The sequence below is a fragment of the Halodesulfovibrio spirochaetisodalis genome (assembly GCF_001672295.1).
Lineage (GTDB): Bacteria > Desulfobacterota > Desulfovibrionia > Desulfovibrionales > Desulfovibrionaceae > Halodesulfovibrio > Halodesulfovibrio spirochaetisodalis.
Genome location: NZ_JXMS01000009.1, coordinates 157,130 through 178,961, shown reverse-complemented (window position 1 = coordinate 178,961; position 21,832 = coordinate 157,130). Strand labels below are relative to the sequence as shown.

General features: G+C 46.8%; 19 protein-coding genes and 1 rRNA gene. 4 read left to right on the top strand and 16 right to left on the bottom strand.

What is annotated here, in order from left to right:
• Window positions 1-352: ribosomal RNA gene (locus tag SP90_RS07225) — 16S ribosomal RNA — on the bottom strand; the annotation flags it as partial.
• Window positions 353-944: 592 nt separating this feature from the next.
• On the opposite strand from SP90_RS07225, the gene SP90_RS07220 reads away from it, so the two are divergent.
• From SP90_RS07220 to SP90_RS07210, 3 genes are all read left to right on the top strand, one after another.
• Window positions 945-1,574 (top strand): tetratricopeptide repeat protein, encoded by a 630-nt coding sequence (locus tag SP90_RS07220; protein WP_066854058.1) that lies wholly within the window; start codon window positions 945-947, stop codon window positions 1,572-1,574.
• A 129-nt stretch (window positions 1,575-1,703) separates the two neighbouring features.
• A complete protein-coding gene (locus SP90_RS07215) occupies window positions 1,704-4,460 on the top strand; it encodes a 7TM-DISM domain-containing protein (protein ID WP_066854056.1) in 2,757 nt (918 codons plus the stop codon).
• 180 nt (window positions 4,461-4,640) lie between these two features.
• Window positions 4,641-5,219: a TetR/AcrR family transcriptional regulator gene (locus SP90_RS07210; RefSeq protein ID WP_066854054.1), complete on the top strand. Its 579-nt coding sequence runs from the start codon at window positions 4,641-4,643 to the stop codon at window positions 5,217-5,219.
• 98 nt (window positions 5,220-5,317) lie between these two features.
• On the opposite strand, the gene SP90_RS07205 is transcribed toward SP90_RS07210, so the two are convergent.
• The 12 genes from SP90_RS07205 to SP90_RS07150 all read right to left on the bottom strand — a co-directional run bounded on the left by SP90_RS07205 (window position 5,318) and on the right by SP90_RS07150 (window position 15,595).
• Complete coding sequence (locus SP90_RS07205) at window positions 5,318-5,746, bottom strand: FCD domain-containing protein (RefSeq protein ID WP_066854052.1); 429 nt, start codon at window positions 5,744-5,746, stop codon at window positions 5,318-5,320.
• Window positions 5,747-6,022: 276 nt separating this feature from the next.
• Window positions 6,023-7,387 carry a hypothetical protein gene (locus tag SP90_RS07200; RefSeq protein WP_066854050.1) on the bottom strand — a complete coding sequence of 455 codons (1,365 nt, stop codon included), beginning with the start codon at window positions 7,385-7,387 and terminating at the stop codon, window positions 6,023-6,025.
• 2 nt (window positions 7,388-7,389) lie between these two features.
• Entirely contained in the window at window positions 7,390-7,887 is a 498-nt protein-coding gene (locus SP90_RS07195) for a hypothetical protein (RefSeq protein WP_066854048.1), read from the bottom strand.
• Window positions 7,875-8,324 carry a hypothetical protein gene (locus SP90_RS07190; RefSeq protein WP_082936336.1) on the bottom strand — a complete coding sequence of 150 codons (450 nt, stop codon included), beginning with the start codon at window positions 8,322-8,324 and terminating at the stop codon, window positions 7,875-7,877. Before SP90_RS07190 ends, SP90_RS07195 begins: the two co-directional genes overlap by 13 nt.
• Window positions 8,325-8,341: 17 nt before the next feature.
• A complete protein-coding gene (locus SP90_RS07185; RefSeq protein WP_066854044.1) occupies window positions 8,342-10,399 on the bottom strand; it encodes a hypothetical protein in 2,058 nt (685 codons plus the stop codon).
• A gap of 41 nt (window positions 10,400-10,440) precedes the next feature.
• Window positions 10,441-11,001: a hypothetical protein gene (locus tag SP90_RS07180; RefSeq protein WP_066854042.1), complete on the bottom strand. Its 561-nt coding sequence runs from the start codon at window positions 10,999-11,001 to the stop codon at window positions 10,441-10,443.
• A gap of 91 nt (window positions 11,002-11,092) precedes the next feature.
• A complete protein-coding gene (locus SP90_RS07175) occupies window positions 11,093-11,494 on the bottom strand; it encodes a hypothetical protein (RefSeq protein WP_066854040.1) in 402 nt (133 codons plus the stop codon).
• A gap of 19 nt (window positions 11,495-11,513) precedes the next feature.
• Entirely contained in the window at window positions 11,514-12,428 is a 915-nt protein-coding gene (locus SP90_RS07170) for a major capsid protein (RefSeq protein WP_066854038.1), read from the bottom strand.
• A gap of 14 nt (window positions 12,429-12,442) precedes the next feature.
• On the bottom strand, window positions 12,443-13,138 hold the full coding sequence (locus SP90_RS07165) for a hypothetical protein (protein ID WP_066854036.1): 696 nt from the start codon (window positions 13,136-13,138) through the stop codon (window positions 12,443-12,445).
• A gap of 76 nt (window positions 13,139-13,214) precedes the next feature.
• Window positions 13,215-13,580 (bottom strand): hypothetical protein, encoded by a 366-nt coding sequence (locus tag SP90_RS07160; protein ID WP_066854030.1) that lies wholly within the window; start codon window positions 13,578-13,580, stop codon window positions 13,215-13,217.
• Window positions 13,581-13,594: 14 nt separating this feature from the next.
• Window positions 13,595-15,316 carry a portal protein gene (locus SP90_RS07155; protein WP_066854028.1) on the bottom strand — a complete coding sequence of 574 codons (1,722 nt, stop codon included), beginning with the start codon at window positions 15,314-15,316 and terminating at the stop codon, window positions 13,595-13,597.
• A 51-nt stretch (window positions 15,317-15,367) separates the two neighbouring features.
• Window positions 15,368-15,595 carry a hypothetical protein gene (locus tag SP90_RS07150; protein WP_066854026.1) on the bottom strand — a complete coding sequence of 76 codons (228 nt, stop codon included), beginning with the start codon at window positions 15,593-15,595 and terminating at the stop codon, window positions 15,368-15,370.
• A 430-nt stretch (window positions 15,596-16,025) separates the two neighbouring features.
• Here SP90_RS07150 and SP90_RS07145 point away from each other — a divergent pair, with 430 nt between their 5' ends.
• The gene (locus tag SP90_RS07145) at window positions 16,026-17,390 is read left to right on the top strand and encodes a M23 family metallopeptidase (protein WP_066854024.1); all 1,365 of its coding nucleotides are present in this window, start codon (window positions 16,026-16,028) and stop codon (window positions 17,388-17,390) included.
• A 451-nt stretch (window positions 17,391-17,841) separates the two neighbouring features.
• Here the strand turns inward: SP90_RS07145 and SP90_RS07135 are convergent, their stop codons facing one another.
• The 3 genes from SP90_RS07135 to SP90_RS07125 all read right to left on the bottom strand — a co-directional run bounded on the left by SP90_RS07135 (window position 17,842) and on the right by SP90_RS07125 (window position 21,745).
• Window positions 17,842-19,212 carry an alanine/glycine:cation symporter family protein gene (locus SP90_RS07135; protein WP_066854020.1) on the bottom strand — a complete coding sequence of 457 codons (1,371 nt, stop codon included), beginning with the start codon at window positions 19,210-19,212 and terminating at the stop codon, window positions 17,842-17,844.
• Window positions 19,213-19,659: 447 nt separating this feature from the next.
• The gene (locus tag SP90_RS07130; protein ID WP_066854015.1) at window positions 19,660-20,226 is read right to left on the bottom strand and encodes a hypothetical protein; all 567 of its coding nucleotides are present in this window, start codon (window positions 20,224-20,226) and stop codon (window positions 19,660-19,662) included.
• Window positions 20,219-21,745 carry a phage terminase large subunit family protein gene (locus tag SP90_RS07125; protein WP_066854013.1) on the bottom strand — a complete coding sequence of 509 codons (1,527 nt, stop codon included), beginning with the start codon at window positions 21,743-21,745 and terminating at the stop codon, window positions 20,219-20,221. The genes SP90_RS07130 and SP90_RS07125 overlap by 8 nt, the downstream gene beginning before the upstream one ends.
• Window positions 21,746-21,832 lie beyond the last annotated feature (87 nt).

The following is a 21,832-nucleotide window of genomic DNA, read 5'->3' as shown; positions in this document are numbered from 1 at the left end:
TGCTGCCTCCCGTAGGAGTCTGGGCCGTGTTCCAGTCCCAGTGTGGCAGGCCACCCTCTCAGGCCTGCTATTCATCGTTGCCACGGTAGGCCGTTACCCCACCGTCTAGCTAATGAAACGCGGACTCATCTACTGGCGAGAGCTTTCAAGAAGAGGCCCCCTTTCCCGTTACCAGCGTATACGGTATTAGCAGTCGTTTCCAACTGTTGTCCCGTACCAGTAGGTAGATAATCCACGCGTTACTCACCCGTGCGCCACTCTACTCATCTCCGAAGAGACTTTCGCGTTCGACTTGCATGTGTTAGGCACGCCGCCAGCGTTCAATCTGAGCCAGAATCAAACTCTCCAGTTTAATAATTCTGTATTGTGACATCCACTGCATAACAGCAGATGACGCTAGCTGATCTCTAAATCAATCCGATTCGCTATTTAATTGTCAAAGAGCTTTTAACAAGCTCCGCTCGGCGCTTGGCGCCTCGCGTCGAGTTGGCGTTTATGCCACTCTGCCGCTAAGCTGTCAACAACTTTTTGAAAATTTATTTTCTCAAGCTGTCCGACAAACCCTTGTCTCGCGGCGTGGAGGGAGTGTTTATGCTTTCCTCTTTCCGCTGTCAAACTCTTTTTGGAAGTTTTTTTAAAAAACTTTTTTTAAAGCGTCTGACGACTCAGGTTTTACCGATCTGGAAATGAACAAACGTTGCAGCTCTGTGCAACGTCTGAAAGCTTCTACGCAAATGCCTTTTTATCGTCAACTAAATTTTGTCTTTTTGCTGTAAGATTATACCTTGCATAACACTCGCTCTTTTTTAGATACAATAAATTCAGCATATTAATTTTATTTGTATATATTTTTTACAGTCGATATTATTGCTATGGACTCTCTCTATTGTTACCAACTGAGAATAACGATCAACACCATAACAATATATAGGACGATTTTTTTTATGACAAAGCGCGAAGCTGAACGCCTTAGACAAGAATTTGAAAACGGCGTGTATGTAAAAAAGAGCACAACCATCATGTGCGTCATTCTTGCTCTGTGTCTTGGTGTCTTCCTCGGGAACCTGCTCACAGTCATTTATTCGAATCAACCTGCTGCACCACAACAGGCAGCTGTCCAACAACCTCAACAACCACAGCAACCTCAAGTCTCACAAGCAATGGCCTCCCGTATTATTGAACTGGAACGCCAGACCCGTAACGACCCCGAAAACGTAGGCGCCTGGCGTCAACTTGGTAATGCATACTATGATGCTAACCGTCCTAAAAATGCCATTGTTGCATACACAAAAAGCCTTGAGCTTGATGCTTCAAGTCCAGATGTATGGACTGACCTTGGCACAATGTACCGCCGTTCAGGACAATACCAGAAAGCCATTGAAAGCTATGACAAAGCGCTGGAGCGAGATCCAGCACACCAACACGCCCTTTTCAACAAAGGGATTGTTTACTTTCATGACTTAAATAATAAAGACAATGGTATTGCTGTATGGGAAGTACTGCTTAGCAAAAATCCTGCAGCGATGACTCCGCAAGGGAAACCGCTCAAAGACTTCATTGAAGATCATCGCTAGCCATAACGCAAATTTAAAACGCCGCTGACACGTTCAAGCGGCGTTTTTCTTTTGGATTGTGGACATTTATTTATCATCGTTCTATGATTGTTCTATCTAGTAACTTAGTTATATATAACGGTGAACACTATGCTTCCTACTATTAGCCGACCTTCCAGAACATGCATCTTCATTGCACTATGTTGTTTTTTCATCGCTCTCCCTCGTCCGTCATACAGCAATAGCATCAGCACTGGAAACAGTGCCTCTGTAGCATATGATGTTTTCTTCGAGAAGGCTCCCACTGCCGGTATTCTGGAAGTATCAGCACCACAATTCCGACAAGTTTTTACCCCGCTAGCACAAACTCCTATACCGCAAACAGTTAAGCGAGTCTGGATTCGCATATCTATTCCAGCGGCACACCTTGAACGCTGGCGTATGAATGGATTTTTCCCGTTTATAGAGTTGGGTGGCAAAGTTCTTCGCCCGACAACGTTGTTTTACCGCCCAACGAAAGACTCACTACGGTGGCAAAGTTCAAACGTGTCACAACCCCAATTACCCTTACCTGTTTCCAGTTCTCAGGTGCTTACTGAGTACTACCTGAAAATAGATGGAAAGCCCGATTTATGGTTCCATCCTGAAGTCACATTACAATCCACCCCGATGCCGCTCTATCCTGCTCCGGTGCTCTTCTGGATTATTTTAGGTCTGGCGCTTGGCATTACCGTTCTCAATATATATTTTGCTGTAACAGCAAGAAAAGAACGTTTTCTCTTACTCAGCATCTATTCTATTTTTGCAACGGCGTACTACGCATTTGCCACACTGCCCTCTGCTGCTATCGGGCTAGAGTTTTCAACATCGTGGACAATCCTGCTCCCGGGTCTGGCTATTATCATTCTTCCTCATATAGGACGAACGCTCCTTTATAATTCAGACTGTCCTAAACAACTCGACAGGCTATTATGGGGGATCTCTCTTATTGGAGCCTGCCTTGCCATAACGCCACTCATTCCCGGGCTTACTGTTGCCACATATTATCTACCACTATGGCCTGCGGTTGCAGTACTCCCCCTCATCGCTGGCATTGCCGCCATGCTACAAAAAAGACAAGGCAGCATACATTTCATTGCGGCTTGCAGCATAGCCGCATGTGGAACTTTCCTGGCGTTACTTCCTGCAAGTTCTGCGAACACCGCAAGCATTCTGCAACTGCCTCCTTTTGCAGGAATTGTTATTGGCTTGCTCTCTCTTACAGCGCAAGCACTTCGTTCTACAAAACCACTTACAACTGTGGATTCCGCCACTCAACCATCTGGTCATTTAACAAATACGCAACCACAGCTCGCAATTGAAGAACAGCCGCCTACTGATATAGTAATGAGCACAGAGGATCTGCCGCAGCTGTTGATTATTGAAACCCGTTCTGCACCTTCAGAATATATTTGCGAAAGATTGGATATCGACGCATTCAACATACACACCGTCACTTCAAGTGCCGAAGCATCTACTATTTACGAAGAACACGATGTCGACGCTCTCATTGTTGCAGCAGAACTGACAGAAGATGCTATTAATATTCTGTCCAAGCTTGCTACCATTGATGCGAAACACAGCAGTCCCTCAACACCAGCCATAGCTCTTGCGAATAGCCCTGTCAGTGCGGAACTCCTTTACGATGCAGGATATGCAAAAGCGTTACCTGTTCCAGTATCACAGGATGATCTCCTCGCAGCCCTGGCAGAGCTTGGACTATATACACTCCCTATCAGTCTCACAGAATCCATGGTTGCAGAGGAAAACATGCAGGAAGAAGATGCTCCAGCACACATAGCCCCCTTGTCCCTCTCCGGTCTTGATGTTGAACCTGTTGAACATCCGGAAGAAATAGAAAAAGCAGATGAAGAGATAAACACTACAGCAGAAGCGATCATAGATACACACCCTGCACCTGATGAGCCAGCCTCTTTCACCAACAGCGTTGGGCACGCGGAACCAGACTCTTCAGTCACACTCAACGAAGAAGACTATTCTGCAACGTTGCTTTCTGAGGAGCACCTCTCCAGTGAGAGTGACAGCGACGAGAGTCAGTCTCATGATGAATCAACACCAGAGTCTGAAAATGATCTCCCTTCACATAAAGAAGAGAACCTAGACGAACGCGAACCTGAGCTTGCGGATCAATACGCAATAACACCGCAGCAAGAGGAATTTTTAGACAGAATTATCGCAAGCGCTCCTTCCATGGAGCCGGAAGAGTTGTCAGCTGACGCTACTGCTAAAGAACCGGCAGATGCAGCCCCTGAACAAGAAAAAGAACATCGCACTACGGCTGCTCCTACTCTCGACTTACTTGAAGGAATTGATCCTGACGAAGATAAAAACGCAATTTTTGAAAGGATAGCCCAAGAACGTAGAAGTCAGGAGGCTGCGTACCGTACAGCATCGGATAATTACTCCGCCCTAAGCAGCACGTTAGGAGAGTCTTCAGCAAACATTGTACAGCAAGATACTTCACTTACAGAAGCTGTACAGCACCTTACGGTAAAGACGGAAGAATTTGCGCACCCAGCAGAAGCACTGAATCAACTGCTTCTGCCGCAGATCCCCAAAATAATATCGCAATTGCAGGAAGCGTTTGAAGAGATAGCAGTACAGGTTGAAAAGAACAGTACGAGTGGAATATTAGCCACAGCCACCAAATTACAGCAGCAGGCTCACCAATATGCCCTTCGAGAGATTGAAAAGATGGCAAGCTGTGTAGAGCGTGCAGCAACGGCACAAGACCATCAGGCAATAAGTACTCTTATGCCTGAGCTGGAATCTACAGTTGTGCAAACAGGCAAGGCTCTTCGGGATATTTATAAAAAAAGCACTGCTGAAGATGAAGGGCTTATATAAACCCTATTATGAAAGGAACCTGAGAGACATACCAAGAGCATACAATGCATAGCGTATGACTGAGAATAAATACTCCAAGCCGTTGACAGCCTCACAGTATCGAGTTATCCCCTCTCACCTGTGCGAGTACCCACTGGCGCAACTGATTTGTATACTGACAAATAAAGGGCTGAGACTACCATGAAACGCGATATTATTCTTGATACTGCTGCACGTCTTTTTGCTGAACGTGGATTTAGCAACACACCTACCAGCCTTCTCGCCAAAGAAGCTGGAGTTGCAGAGGGAACCATCTTTCGCCATTTCCGTACAAAAGATGATATCTTTCTTACACTTATCACAAATGTAAAAAACCAGCTCATTGACGATATTGAAAAATATCTCGAAGTGCGTGAGCCGGAAAATGCACTTGAAAAAGTTGAATCTGTGATCAAATCTTTTTACGTCTTCGTAAAAAAGAACCACATGGAATTTTCTCTTATCTTCCGTGATGCGCCAACCCGCTACTGCGGTAACAGTGAAGACTTTTTTGTACAGATCAAAGAGATCTACACCTATGTTACTGGCTACCTTTGCGATTCTATTGAAGAAGGTAAACTTGACGGTTCTATCCTTGCCGAAGTTGATGCTCAGGAAACAGCCAACATGCTTATGGCAACTATGGTAGGTCTTGTACGCGGCATGCACTTTGGTTTTATTGAACCATCTGACAACATGCTCAAAACTGTTCTCGGAAACTTTAAAAAAGTTCTCTGCTAACAGTAGCTACTTTCCCGTCAGCCATACGTAGCTTCCGCACGAATATTTCTGCTGTCGGGACACAAAAAAAGCCGCATATGCGGCTTTTTTTGTGCCTGTCAGTTTAAATACACAGAATAATACGTTCCTATCCGCAACAGTTGTCCACGTAACGCTGCGCATGCACCGACTTCATCGACTTCTTCGATACAACACACCAGCTTTTCATTATGCTCGTGCAGAGCCTTACGGTTAAATGCTACCGCCACATACAGCTCTCTTCCTTCTTCAAACATCGGGATCAGCTGCACGGCAAGTACTGACAACATGCTGTTAGACGCCTGCGTAAATAACTCCTCATAAAACTTTCGTAATACTAGTTTGGTTTCCACATCGGAATGCAAAACTTCTTTCTGCATGGATACAAGCTCACGTAACCGCTCTACGCCCTCGCCTGTAGCATTCCTGACTACAGATTCCAGTAACGCGGTTTCGATGCTGTACTGTACTTGAAGAATATCCTGCAATCGACAGTTGTATTCATACACACTGCCGCTCCGCCCACACGACCCTGTTTCAATTTTACTACTACACTTATCCTGCTGGTACACGTCAACTCCTATCCCCTCGAACTAACAGGATAGCAAAGAAATTTCTTAGCACCATTATATTATGTAGTTTTATTAAACAGTATCAGCTGATTATTCTTCTACAACATATCTACACTTCTTTCAGACAACTTCCAGACTTTATATTGATATCGTTTAGCCACATTATATGCTGTATTTATTTCATGTATCAAATGCACTGCTTAGTACATTCATCTATGAATTCGTTGTAAGTTTTTCTCCGATCTTTCGTACACATTCAAAAACATCCGCATCATTTTCCCGTGCTGCTATTACAGCATCAAAAAGATACCGAAGCACTGTCATGTCACTCAGTAACGTCTTCACCTTTTTTGTACTTCTCTTTTTCCCATAAAAAGAAAAAACGCTCCTCTTTGTTTCAACAATAGAACGTATATGCGCATGTAAAAATGAAGCTATCTGTTCATTTTCAAACTGTACACTCGGGGAATACTCACCAAGCACATTGTATAGCAGTAGTGCATCATACGGAGACAATGTTTCTTCAGGGAAAATGCAATATGGCTCAGCAGAACGTTCTTTCTCGACAGCCATCACAAAGAGCTCGACAAACACCTCAGGCTCGGTACGCCACTGTTTCTGCAAAAGATGTCTAGACAACTTCGCCCGTTCCGTTTTCACAAAAACAGTGGATTGCGCTAACACAGCCGCAGCCTGCTTTCTATCACCGTTAGATAAACATTCACAAAAATTACCAACAACTTTTCTCTGAGTAACTGCCCTTAGCATTTCTTCCATTTGATAGTGCTGGACTCGCTCTGCCTCTATCCTCTCTTTCACTAAGGCATAACTTTCTGCTGTTATACTAAGAGTTGAAGGCGTTGCTTTCTCGCAAAGAGCCCGTAACTCCTCGACCTGACCTTTCGGCGAATCAGAGGTAAGTTGATCCACAAGCGTGAGGTAAGCCTGTTCACAAGAGCTACGTAACAAAAGACGATTCAAGTCTTCGTAATCCAGTTGATCGAGTTGCCCTTTACACTCTTCAACCAGTGGTGCACCTGCAGCATGATTAGAGGCAATGACACCACCCAAAAAGCTACGTAACAATGCTGAAGAGTTCTGCCGTGAAAGCTGGTGACTTTCATCCACACTACGACCTTGAATTGCCCATACCAACGCCTCTGTCTGCTGCATTTTTCCCTGCAGCTCCTGCACGGAGGTGAGAATATCTTTTCGAGACTTTTCTTCGCTTTGCACTTCTGCTGCGGCTGCATAGGCTTGCCCAAGCCTGCCTGCATCCAGGCAAAGCCCCTCTAGACGTTGGGTACTTAGTTGCTGTGCGTGCTCTTCAAACTGTTTTTTCTCTTCAAACCAGCCTGACTGCACATGCAATAGTGCACTACTCTCCAGTTGCGATGCCACTGCCACTCTGGTTATATCGCTCCCACCAGAAAGAGCCTGAGCAAAAATATCTGAAACTTGCTTTCCTGATGTGTTATCACCTGCGCGCATCGCACTTTCTGCGGAAACAATCTGCTTCAGAGCAGCAAGCGCCTCCACAGAATCCTGAGGCATTGCCTTTTTAGTATGTAACGCCATGTCTACCTCTTCCGGAACAGTGAAAGACCAGTTTGCGCCGTATTAATGATAAATAGAGGGTTCGTGAGCGTATCACCCCACGAGTCCTTATGCACCTTCCGGGTTGGAACAACGCTGTATGCATCTGCCTTAGTCTTTGCCACATCATATTCCCATGCAGCTACTTCGCTTTCATGTGCAATCGTATTCATCTGGTGCTGGGCTACCGCCCTGTTATTAACCAGCAAATCAACTGCACTGCCGGATGCCAGCGAAACATTTCCCGCAGCAAGTGTGCTTTGTGTTTTTCCTTCTGACTGCAAATACGCATTACGGACAGCATTTACTTTTCGCGTACCTTGTGCACGAGCTTCTTCTGCTTTCTTTCCATATGCATATGCATCCACAGGTGCAGTAGTAATCTTAGTACTACCGGTTGAAACCTTACGACTCCCCTGATTACTTGCCACTGCAGATGCAGCTACGGTGAGGACTGCTCCTACACCTGCTACTGAGCACATTGTTCTTCCTCCTTATAAAATGCATAAAAAGGCATACCAAACGGGCCATACGGAACTGTATCCTGTGCCAATGTAAACCCCATGCGGGCAAGCCACTTGATAGACCTGCTATTTCGAGCATCAACCATATTTCGTAACACAGGGTACATCGTATGCATCAGTGGGATAACCGCGGCAGGCCAGCGAAAAAACGCTCTGGGAACAGTCACAATGTCAGCAGATCCCAACAGCCAGGGCTGACCTTCTTCCGCAACATCGGGTGAAGGCGCAACACCGAACACCGCCGCAACTGTTCCTCCAATTTCTGCACACCAAAGCATTTTTGAACATAACGCGCATGCCACAAGAACTTCATTAGGATCATGCCCGTGAGCTGCCCATACTTCCTCATAATCCTGCCTGCGTAGACGCCCCTGCAACGCAAGGGCGTCCTCCACACTCGCACTCCTGACTATCATCGCTCACCAATTTCTACCTGCATCGTGTATGAAAGCAGCGTGGCCGGAAGCGGTTCCTCCATTCGAAAAACAACATCTGATTGCATTGCATATCCACCGGAGACATCAACAACCTTCTCGCCGCTAAACAAAGCCGGAGGTAAATCAAGCCCGGGTTCGTCACGCATCGCTACATCACGTGGAGCACTCGCCCCTGCACCAATCTGCACGCCTGCGCTCTCATGAAATTTGGCACACACCCGTCCCACTCTACGGGCCTTTCCGCTACTGCTTCCACTTGTAAGGACAATTTCCGGCTCGACCGGAATTAACTCCGATGTATATTGCAACCCTGCATGAACCACTGAAGCAGGAGTAGGTAATTGAATCCGTCCGTTACGGACAACCTGAGGCGGACAAACATACCCGTCTGCCAGAATCTGTACAGTCTTCCCTTCAAGATGCTCCAACCCTGAACAGACCTCTGTTTTTTCTCCACGGTAGCTCATGGCAGAATCCATAAATATTTGCTCTGTGACATCCTGCGCACCATAGGAAACGAGACGTTCAATATAGCGTCGCTCTTCACCATTAATCTCACGTCTCACAACGCACCAGAGTTCATCCCCGTCTTTTCCTTGAATACAGCAGACTGACTCAAACTTTCCTTGTGATGAATGTTTATGCCAGCCAATCACATCATGACCGCGTTCATATGTTGCCCCCACCAGTGAACCATCCTGCAACACACACCAGATAATCGAATACGGTTCCTGCTGGTATGCCCATGACACCACGGGATTATCCCTGAACAAGTGCTCTGAAAGAATGGACAGCTCGGTTCCCATGTATCCGTCTCTCTGTAATGAGTACTGCAGTTCCCGAATGACCTTACCGCCATGCTGCACAAACAAAATGTTTTCCCCCACAAGGAGCGGAGCAAGAGGTGCAGCCCCGATAACACTCTGTCGTTCAAATTTGATGGATGATGGAGTTATTGCTTTATTCTCCGCCCCGCCAAGGCTCCACTCACTACCTGCGGTTCCCACGATGAGCCTACGCCCGGGAAGCATCCATTCAATTTTATTTACCCGTTCTGCAGCAATGGTGGCTGCAATGCTGTCATCGTCACGCAGCGGATCTGAAATGTTAAAGTTATTATAACTTCCCGAACGGCTCATCCAAACTGTCTGCGGCTGACTGTTCGTCGCTGCAAAACATAACCGCTGCTGATAAAATTGAACCACGCTGGGATATGCGTCAGCACGCTGGAACATAGTGCGATATATCGGAAAACCCTCTTTAAAGTCAGGCGTTGCCCCTCTATCGATCCAACGTCTCTTTTTAGCCTGCCCCACAAACCCGTATTTTCCAGATTCATTCCAGCATTTGTACACAGCATACACAGCATCCTTGTTCTCTGACTCCCATGTCAGCGTAACAGGATCATCAACAGAAATAGTTTCCGGCCCTTTAACTGTAAACGATTCTGAAGGACCACTTTCTTCACGTGTAAACGGGTCTATGGCTGTAACAATATATGAGTAGTCTCTGGTGCCTTTCTCCTTCACCTTCGCATCAAGGAGAAACGGAACTTTCATACGGCTACCGAGTCTCACGGATTCAATATGCCAGACATCATGCGCCTTACGGAGAATCCTGCACGGTTCATATGCACTGCACGCAACAAACATTACATCCGCGGACTGGCAGACTGAAAGGGCAGGAACTAATTCACTTGTCCACGGAGTATGTACCTCTACAGGCCTTCCTGTCTTGTTTATGACAAGCCCCCCATCCTTCCATATCCGCATATATTTGTGACCAAACTCCAGAATATAAGTCTGGTCAGCATTGAAGGTAAACGGAATCAGCCGGACATATCTGTCTTTGTAGTAACATTCCCCTAAGTATTGGAATCCCGGTCGTCTCGTTGCAGGGCCATGCGGCAGCACCAGCATGTTGTGCAGTTTTTTACAGCCGTTCCCGTATCGGGTTTGATCTGTTCTGGCTCCCATGAGCGGGGACAACTCTCCCCCGTTAAAATTATTCTGCGTGACTGTTACTGAACTCATCGGCTTCTCCTGTTCCACGGCTACTCACAACCAGCTGCAAACTACAGTGTTCTAGAATGCAGCCAGCCATCAGACTCATGCACCTGCTGGACTCCCTCTGCACCATCAGCTGCGGCTGCCCGTGCAAACGTGGCAAGAAATTTATTGTACATACTCTGTTCCAGTTTTGTGCTGTTCATCAACGGCACGGAAAGCTCCGCAGCCAGCTTACGTGCAAGTGTTTCAACAAACATGGCAGGATACTGTGCCGGATCGCTAACACGTACTGTAATTATTGCCTTTGCTGGATTACTATCCGTATACAGCACACGCCCTTCCACTACCTCAAAGGGTTTACTGTCCTGCAACTGACGCACACCAATGCAGTCCGCAGGCAACTGATATGCACTCGCAAAATGAAACGGCGGCTTTTCCGGCAGCCTAGGTAACCGCACATAACGGGTCGCAAAACTCCAGTGATGCGCCTCCAATAATTCATCCCGAACCTGTTCATATAACTGACTACATAGCTGTGCCCCGCGTGAGTCCTCTTCGAGCGACACAATCGGGCTCCCGCCGACAAACTGTAATCCTTTATTACAGATGGATACCGCAGATCTCATTCACAACTCCTGTTCGAATTTCCTATAAGGTCCGGAGGAGAGCCTTCCTCCGGACTATATCGTTCATGCTGCCTGCTACAGCATTGATCAGTTAACGCGGAAGGAAATCGCAGAACACATCAACAGTTCCGGTTACACCGCTCTTATTGGTCACAATGCGGCAACGCACATGTTTTGGTGCATTTGAGGGAACCGGAAGACGGGCAAGCTCCTCACCTGCTTTGCAGGTTTTACCCTCAGAACCAATTGCTTCGGTATAATTAACCGGCATAGTGCTGAAAGAAGAGTTGTTGTCGCTGCCTTCAAGCTGCAATACAAGCTGCGTATTCGCAGGGATGGTTACGGCATCAGCCGCAGCCATAACAATTTCCACGGCTCCCATAGTTGAACCGGCCTTTACTGAGCCACCATTTCCCACAACATTTGTATTGGAAGGAAGTGCCTGTGCCTTTGCCAGATACTCGCCATTTACTCGTAATGTATGTTTGTACATAACTCTCTCACCTTACCTGCTACAAAGTGCGTGCTGCTTCAGTTCCATCAAGGAAGTTATAGGAAGTCACAATCTCTACACCATTCCAATGGGTAATCTGTCGATCAAGGTCTTTACCGCCTGGAAGAACCTGAAGAGATTTGCCTTTATGCTCATTGAGTAGAGTCTGCGCTTTACCGTGCATAAAGAGGTAGGTGGTACCGGAAGTGGCACGGACGTCTGCAAGCAGGTCATCGATCATCATAGCAGTTGGTGTTTTCTTCTTATTAATGTTCACCAGTGCTGCCACAGAGTGCGCATTCGCAATCTGCAACCCGAAATATGCTTTCAAACGACAGCCGTAGCAAAGCACTCCTTCATGTTTGCCGGATGAAGCCTTATACAGCTGCCCACCGTTAATCGGCTGCACGTCAAGTAAGGTGCCCTGCTTAAAACTTTCGCTCGAATACAGACCTGTTGTTTCTCCTGAAACAAATCGTACTGCGAGCATGGAGTAGCAATCATCCGTTGTCGCTCCTGCACTCACCATACGCTTGTTATCAGCAGCCCATCGCAAAAAATTATCGTAGATAATACGCTGCTCTGCTGCCATGCCCGACTTACGGATAATCTTTGGAAGCTTACGTGCAAAATATGCTTCCTTGCTGCCGAACATACGTGCGGTATCTTCAGGGCACTCAATCTCACCGCCAAGAATAGACAGATCAACCTTTTTAAGATCACTGGTTACATCCACGCCCGGCAGCGGAGCATTCATTTCAACCCAACCTGCCCCCTCTACATCTGTCACATCTTCATACATGTTCCACAGACCATGCGATGCTTCTTCAAACGGAATAACACCCAAAACCGGTGCTTCCTCTGTTAAACTATCCACCTGCTGCGGCTGCTTGGCACTATGGACAGTTGCCAGCTCTTTAAGCGTTGCACCCATAACTCTTCTCCCTCCTAGCGAGTTTTAAATACTTCGTTGCGTAAAAAGTCTTCTGTAGACATGGAGCGATTTGATGCAGCACCGCCAGCATGAGGAATAAAATTCTCTTCCTGCAATAAGTCACCGACACACGCCATCATCTCTGCAAAGACATGATTATTACCAAGCCCCGCCTCAAGCATCGGCTGCAGACGACCGCCAAGCTGTGCATCAAGAGCACGTACCGCGTTATTTGCGACAGAGAGGCGCTCTTCAAACTGTCCTTTCCATGCTCCATTCTCCAGAATGTGCATAGAAAGCTCGCGTTCTGCGTCCATCTGGCGCGTCTGTTCTTTGAGATAAAAGTCCACCGCCTGCTGTGCCTGCTCATTACTTAAGCCGCAGTCAGCGCAAAAGGCCTGATAGTTTTCAAGCAACTCCTGACTTACTGGAACATCATCAGGAAATTTTACTGAAAATGATGGAGCTCCCTGAGGTACGGCTCCACCTTGTGCAGCGCCTGTCTGTTCTGTTGCAGAAGAGCCCTGTCCGCTTGCTGTACCGGGCGTAATCTCCCCGCCACCAAGTACTGTGTGTCCAGCCTGCTGCTCTTGCTGCCCTGCCAAACTCCGAGCACCTTGCGATGCCTGCGAGCTGGCTCCTGTCTCACTTCCGTATACCCCTTCCGTATGTAATTCAGACGCAATAGATGCGTCCTTTACGGTATGCATGTCTTTCCTCCCGATTGCAGGATAGAATTATCCTTACTCATGCCCTCTACTGCTTTTTTTGCCGTAACGCGCATTACTACTCCGCACCGCCCCATTCCTGCGAAAACTGAAGTTGCAAGCGAACATGACACAACGGGTCAGCCAGTGCGATATCTGCCATACGGTCACGAGCATACTCCTGAAGTGCAACGCTCTCCCGCATGCTTTCATCCCGTGCCAGCCTGCGGTTTACACATGCTTCATCAAGCCACATTCGCAGTACGCGCACACCTGCTCCTGTATCTATGCGCAACACTTCCCGTAAGTCGTGAAGATACGAAAGCATTCGTGTTTCCGCATCAGTTGCACGAGCACTCTCCATGCCGTAATCCTCAGTCAGCAAGCACGAAAGCTCCGCTTCACTCAGTTCGCACAATCCGCGCAATTCACTGTCAGTTTCCATACTTCCTCCCGACATTATCTTCCGATTAATGCCATAGCCTGCTTCATAAGCTCTTGCTGAACAGCATCTCCCTCGCCTGCCATCGCAGAGACTGCTTCAACAATCTCAGGTGAACCTTTTGCAGTGTCCACGACAGACGATACTGCACCAGCCAATTTTGCAATCTGCTCAGGAGCCTGCATCTGCGCAGCTTGCTCTTGAGCGGCAGTACGCCTTTCAGCCACCTCTTCATCAGATCGCAGAACTCTGGCTGGAACACCTGCGGTTGCGGCCAATTCATCCACACACTGATCAAAATCCAGCTTATCCAGAACTGACGGTACAACCGTGGCCATTCTTCCAACCTGTTCTGTCAACTGACGAATAGCATTGGAGCCTGCCAATTTCTGCGCTTGAGCAAGCACAGAGACATACTCAACCTGCAACGCTCTGCCTTCCAACTCTTCAGGAGCCTCTGGAAGACGACCGGAACGCTGAAGCACTCCAAGCATGCGTGCTAGCAAAGGGTCTAAGATCTCCGTCTGGTGCCGTTCAATAACAGGCCCCAGCATGATCATTTTTTCCTGACTGCGCTCAAGCACCTCTGTTGCCGTAATGTTACTGCGCCCCTCACCAGTAAACATTAAGAACAGATCATTAAAAAAACCTTCTCGAATGCCACGCCGCACATCATCAATTTTATGCGAAACAGCCTGAATATCTGGATTAATCTGATAAAGTGGTGAAACGGCATCCTGCTGGGTACTGTTCACAAAGTTCTGCGCACCGGGAATCAGATTCAATCGCTGCTTATAGCCGGCAGGAACACGCATTGGCGGATTCACGACCTTGTGAACTGCCAACAACTGGCTTTTTGCCATCTCTTGCAGCATTTTTACATCAGGCATCACATCCATTGCAGGAGAATGCCCATAGCTCTCTGTCCCTGTGACATCCCAGCGACCACATAAATGCGGGAACTCCATAAACCCGCTTTCATTCAGCACACCGGTGGCATCTGTTCCCATTTCAAATGTAATGGACGCCCATGGCATATTTTTATTGCCAATAAGCTTTACTACGTTCCTGCCGGAACCAACGAGGCTTTTGCCTTCCCGCGGACAGACCAGATGCCCGACCTCGACGGAGCTATATGGATCACGAGCAAGCATCCGTCTGGCTGTGCCAGATAACGTTTCCTCACCAAACTGTGCTGCCAGTTGACGCACAGTCATTTTACTTCGCCGCAGAACCGTATCGATTTTTCCGTAACGATCAGATGCCCATGCAAATTCGCCGCACGTAAGACAGGAAAAACTGAATGGCTTTGTCTCGTCCGAAGCCAGATACATGTCCGCAGAGCCAAATGCAGCCAGTTCTGAATACATGGAGTGCGCTGCCTGATAGAAACCTGCATGAGCCAATTCATTGTATATTCTGGATTCTACGGCATCGAGCCACAGTCTGACCGGAGCGTATTCCATCAGTTCTTTTTCAAGCAAACGCAGCCTGAACCACGGCTGTGCAGGTGAAGTAAGCCCGCTTTGCATCCCTGCAGCAAGAATGCGGATTGCTCTGGAAGCTGTTGCATCAATAATTTTGCTGTGGAACCGTGCCTTGCGACCAGAACCGGAAAAAGTTCCTTTATGAGGGACTACATATTGCGTCACATCCTGCCATGCTTTTTCCCAGTCCTGCTTTTGTGCTTCCAGAAACGCTGATGTGTTCCGCACGGTCTTTAATAATGATTGTGACATTGACCTTCCTTTACTCTGCAGCGCGATCTCATTCTGAACAGGTGCACGTGGCTAGCTTCCTAACAGTGTACTTTTCTTTACACGTGCTTCAGACACATCTCCCTGGCTACTTGTCAGAATCGTCGCCCGCCTGCTGTCCCTGCTTCGCTGGTTACTTGCCACGCTTGAATACAGATCAGACTTTGGAACTGTAGAGTCTTCCTGCACAGGGGGAGCAGGTGGTGGTGTCGGAGCCACTGGTGGTTCCGGAATAGAAACTTTTCCTTTTCCTCCGCCCATACGTTACCTCCCTTTTATTACTGCCGGTTGCACCTGATCACCAAACACACGGTCAAACCTACTTCGCCAAGCATGACCAATATTCAACATGGCAACCGGCAGCGGATACATATGCAAGACTAGCGAACGCAATACCGCTCGTGCACAGCTTGCACGGAGAAACTACTCCATCTTTTTTCTGAATTCTTCGAAACAACGGTATGATAAGGGTACGGGCATGGTTCTGCCCATACGAGAGGGGGATGGACGCGTTAGAGAACGTTGCGCCCACTGTAAAATGTAAAAAGATGTAACAAAAAGACGTTATTTTGATTATATTCGCTGCTATTCAAGTTCAACTGTCCACCATTACAATAAAAAAAGAAGGGGTAGACAATAGTTTTTTAAGCAAGTAGTTCTCTTCAAGCATTTGGAAATGAGAATAACACATATGAAAAGGTATTTTTTAAACAAACCAACAAAGGATTTTTTGTTCTTTACCACCGCGTTACTTACTATTATCACAACTTTTGCACTACCAAAGTACGCACACGCTTCAGCGGCAGTTACCGCAGTTATCGAAGAACGTTACAATCTTTCCAATCTCATGAATGGTTGGGAACAAATTAATCCGAAGAACGCGCTCGCTACCGAGCAAGGTTCTGAATCAGAAAACGCTAAGCTTACAACCAAGACCGTTAAGGTTAAGAAAGGAGATACCCTGTACGGGGTGCTCAGAAAAGCTGGCGTTCCGCTCAAGCAACAGCGTAAAATCGTTGCTATCACATCAAAGCAGAAAGCTTTTCAATTCGACACAGGGCTACAGTTAGCCCTGACGCTGAAACCAACTCCTAAACAAAAAGGAAAGGAGCTACAGGCACTCAGCGTGCAGCTGGATAACAAAAAACGTTATGCCATCAGACTGCAGGCGGACGGAAGCTACAAAGCTGCGATTGAACGTACGCAGTACAAGGGGAAACTGCAGCACGTGACGGGCATCATTAAAGACTCCTTTGTCAAAGATGCACAAGATTCCGGACTCCCTGCTTCAATCGCTTCCAAAGCATACAACCTGCTTTCGAAGAGAAAGAAACTTACATCAAAAAACACCAAGAACAGTGACTTCGAGGTTATTTACGAAGTCTATCCAAAAGCATCCGGCCTTAAGCCACGCCTCCAATACGTAAAGTTAGAGGGTGCGCTTTCAATGCAACTTTTCTACTTTGAAAGCGAGGCAGGACAGTCGTACTACGACGCAGACGGCAATACTATTGTCAGCAAGGGAAAACTCGAACTTGTAAAGAATGCTCGAATGAGCTCCAAGTTCGGCTACCGTATGCACCCAGTCCTTAAACGCAAACTCTTGCACAAAGGAGTGGACTATGCAGCACCGAGCGGAACTCCGATTCATGCTGCAGCAGACGGTAAGGTAGACTTTATCGGACGTAAGGGTGGTTATGGTAATCACATCAGCATCCGTCACGATAAATCCACACAAACATCATACTCCCATTTGCGTAAGTTCCGTAAGGGGCTCAAGAACGGCAGTACAGTAAAAGCTGGCGAAATTATCGGGTATGTCGGCTCTACAGGTCGTTCAACCGGTCCGCACTTACATTTTGAAGTGCGTAAAAATGGCAAAGCAGTTAATCCGCTTCATGCAGAACTGCCTCGTCCTACCAAGCTTGAGGGTGTTGAGCTTGCTGAGTTTAAACTCTCTCAGGTACGTTTGTTCTTACAGGTTGCTAAACAGCAATTCATGAGAAATACTCTGGCGTCCCTGACACCAGAAGCCATCGCTAAAGCAGCCTTATAAGTTTGCTGTAGTTTGCTTACAAAAAGCCCCCGTAGAAATCCTTCTACGGGGGCTTTTCTTATCCACTTATCATTCGGGAGACAGCACAAAGTCAGTCTCTTTAAGACACGTTAGCCCCCCCTCCCTGAATCTGCAATGCAAAAACTCTGGTGGATATTCTGTATTACGGACATCAGTCCTATCTTCATCAGGTGAAGGCGCATCCTCTCTCTCGCCGATATCCGCTGCATAACCGCTTGCGAAGCGTTTAAGCACCGTATCCCACATCTGAGACAATTGTCCTCCCCAAAACGGGCTTACTACCGCACACAGTCTTCCCTCTATATTTCTCATGCATGGTCGAACCGAAACCACAACGTTCAAACTGCGATGTCATCTTATTCTCTTCGCCAAATAAAAGCCCCTCCTGATTGCTCAGAAGGGGCTTATCAACACAATAGCTGACTAGAGATTACTTATCAGCATGGCGCAATGCTTCAGGTGCTACCCCTTCTTTCATTGCAAAGTATTCGCGAGTTTCACGAACAATAACTGGACTGAGGAAAATAAGGCCAAGCAAGTTTGGAAGAGCCATGAGACCGTTGAAGATATCAGCCAATGTCCAAACAAGACCTACTTTCTGTACAGAACCGAAGAGAATAGCCGCAATGTATACAACACGGTAAGGTTTTACCGCACCTGCACCAAGGAGATATTCAATTGATTTTTCGCCGTAGTAGCACCATCCGAGGATAGTGGAGTACGCGAAAAGGATAAGACCGATAGTTACAATGTACTGACCACCTTCAAAACCAAGACGGAATGCTTCGGTAGTAAGGGAGGAGCTTGTAAGACCGGAATCCCAGTTAAACATAATGATAACAAGGCCTGTCATTGTACAAATAACAATTGTATCAATAAAGGTCTGTGTCATGGAAACCAGAGCCTGATCAACAGGGTGTTTGGTCTGCGCTGCAGCAGCAGCGATCGGGGCAGAACCAAGACCGGATTCGTTAGAGAATACACCACGTGCAACACCGAACCGGATAGCAGCGGCTACTGTTGCCCCTGCAAAACCGCCGGAAGCAGCAACCGGGTTAAATGCGTATTCAAAAACAAGACCGAATGCAGGTCCAATTTTTTCAATGTTAGTGAGAAGAATAAACAGCGCGCCACCAACATAGAAAACGATCATGATAGGAATAAGGATAGAGGTAACTTTACCAATAGACTTAATACCACCAAGAACTACAAGAGCAGAAAGAACTGCCAGAACAATACCTACGATGAAAGGATCGATACCAAAGGTATCTTTTACAGCAAGTGCCACAGAGTTTGACTGTACCATGTTACCGATACCGAAGGCAGCAACAGCAGCGAAAAATGCGAACACAGAGCCAAGGCCTTTCCAGCCAAGACCGCGTGCGATGTAGTACATAGGACCACCACACATTTCACCGTTTTCGTCTTTCACACGGTATTTAACAGCAAGCACAGCTTCGCCGAATTTGGTTGCCATACCGACAAGACCGGTAATCCACATCCAGAACAGAGCACCCGGGCCACCAACGGCAATCGCGGTTGCTACACCGGCAATGTTACCGGTTCCAACTGTTGCGGAAAGAGCGGTCATCAACGCTTCGAAGTTAGAAATATCGCCTTCTTCTGCATCATCGTCCTTACGCTTGATAAGCGCCAGATACAAAGAATACCCGAGCTTTCTGAACTGCAAGCCTTTAAGCATAATTGTCAGTAACAGACCAGTACCAACCAACAGAGTCAACATTACCGGGCCCCAAACCCATCCGTCGATCATATCCAGCCATGACATAAAGCTTTCCATCAGCATACTCCTGTTGCTTCTTTCACGCTTCAGCACTCAACATATAGAGCGGCTTAAAACGTGCACTGGGTCAACAGATATTCATCCGTTCCCCGCAGCTATGACGTAATACCTTCTTGAAACACTTCAAGAATATGGGTCTAGCCATCAGTCAGGAGACTGCAAGTCCCAGTACAGCTACTCCGACCAAGTCAAAATACTAAAGCCCATTCGACTAAAACGAATCATGAGCCATGTTACGCTGTTTTATCTTTTCGTCAACACGGCGGCTTTCAGTCTTTGCACACTGAATGGTCAAGCAAGAGGTGTTTTTTTGCATTTTTCTTATGGTACCGCACATTGCGCATAACAAACTGGTCACCCAATCAAATAAAAAGTGTTATTTTACAATTAGTTACGAACAAATGAAGCTTTTCACAAGCTCTTGTTTTTTTATGCTTTTTTCATTTATTTTAGCACGTTAAGATAGTCACGCTGAATAATCGATAAAACTGCACTTTTCAGGTACTTTTTTTCTTTTTTTTGAAAAAAAACTGACGAAGGCATCTCGGTCACTAATCGAAAACCTAACTTTTGAATAAAGGCTAAAGCATGACGATATGCCCGTGGAGTAAGGCCGTAGAGGGCATCGAAGCAAAATTCACCCTCGCTCTTCGAAAACAGAAGAAAATTCAGTAAATACGAACCGATAAGTTCTTCTTTACCCTTAGAATTGTAAAACATTGTAAAATGGATCATTCCACACTTTCCAAGGAAGTTATTTACCCACACCAATGCCAGAGGCTTCTCCCCCTCATATGCGACGTATACATAGTTCATATCATCTTGCATAAATTGGATAAAATCATCACTGTCAGCAATTTGACCATCATAAAAAATAACTTCTTTTTTGCCTTCCGAGCAAAGTGTTTTCCATAGAGTTCGTAACTCTTCTTCGGTCAAACAATCTGCCAATTGAGGGATGTGTGCACGGATGTGATACTCTTTTGCAACAACTTCTGAAAAACTACCCATACAATTCATACTCCATATTTCCCAACGCACCTTGTTCGAGAGTTGACTCAAGCAATGATGGAAACTCAACTCCAAGAGCAGGTTCAAGAATTCTGGCCATACAGTCGAGCATGTCATCATGCGTGCTCACAGGAAACGCCATATACTCATCTGAAACAAACTCTTTGGTAAGATCACGCCATGTGCCTTCCTGATCCCTGAACGGTGCCCGTACCGGAAGATACATACGCCCTTGCTCAAATAGCGGAACAAGCTTCCCGATTCGATCCTTCTTAGGTACTGCACCGCCAAGCTCAACCACATCAAACCGGTAATTCCGATTTTGCATTTCAAAACGCAGGTGTTCAATATCTGCCTGCATTCCGTATCGCTCATATCCCACCGCAACAGGACGATACTGCCTGTGTAACGAAAAAAGACAGGCAGCACGTTCCGTAAGGTTCATGCGATCACGCACGCCGCCAATAAGATAATAGTTTCCGTCCTCTGCCAGACCAATAACCAGCATTACGGTATAATCACTTCCAGCCTTCTTCTCTCCAGCAGGATCAATCACTATATATCTGTTCATGCGCTCCCAGTGCTCCGGCTCTGTCGGTTGCCAATACCGCAGCCACTCTTCTCTAAATCCCTGCACACTGTCCGCCTTCGGGTCTTGCAGCATCTGACAGCCAAAAACATATGGCCCCATCTGTCTGCGCTTTTTTGCAAGCTCTTCCGGAGCAAGAAAAACCGGAGCACCATCTGCTTTTCCATTCTCTGTTGCTGCATAAATTCTGGGGATAGCCCCCTGCCGCTCCATGATGGTCTTATACGTGTCATTAAAATGATACCTAGTTCCTATGTATCGCTGCCTTCCACCATGCATCCCAAGGTTCAATGACAGTGCCCAGCATTCTGTCACCTTACTAATCATTTCTGGGCTGGAAACAGAATCACGGGTAACCACGTCATCATAGACCAGAATTTCAAAATGCTTACCGGTGGGCTGGCCATCCACAAGCCCCCATGCTTCCACAGTGGCCTCTTTCGGGTTTTTCTCTCTGCGTACAACAATGCCGCTATCCACAGACCAGCGAGGCGATTGCCGCTTAGGTGACTCCCAGAGAACATCTGCATAGCACCGCTTAAGCACCTCGTTCTGTTCAAACTCGTATTTAATTTGCGAAAGAAACCCCTTTGCAATGGGGCGGGTATGAGAAAATATCCCCACGGTTACCTCTGGATTAATCAAAATATTCTGAATGGTGAGACCAAAGGTAATAATCGTCGATTTATAATGCTCCCGTGCCCATAGATCGAGTCTTCCATCAGGACTCTGTTGCACTTCCTGACATCGCGCAAAATGCCAGTCCTGATCCATATCCTTTCTTCCCATAATTCTTGTAAGCAGAAAAAATAAATCCCTTCTGCCAAGCTCTGCCATAAGCCGGACAGCTTCGCTCTCAGAATCCTTGCGGGCTATCTTAAACAACTCTGCATAGTGAGCAGCAGCCTCATGCCGATTTGCAAACTCCATATCCTCTCCTTCCAACAACCGTCAGAAAGGAGTGTACATTCCTTATTCATACGAGAAGATAAAAGCATGGTATCGGAAGGATTACAC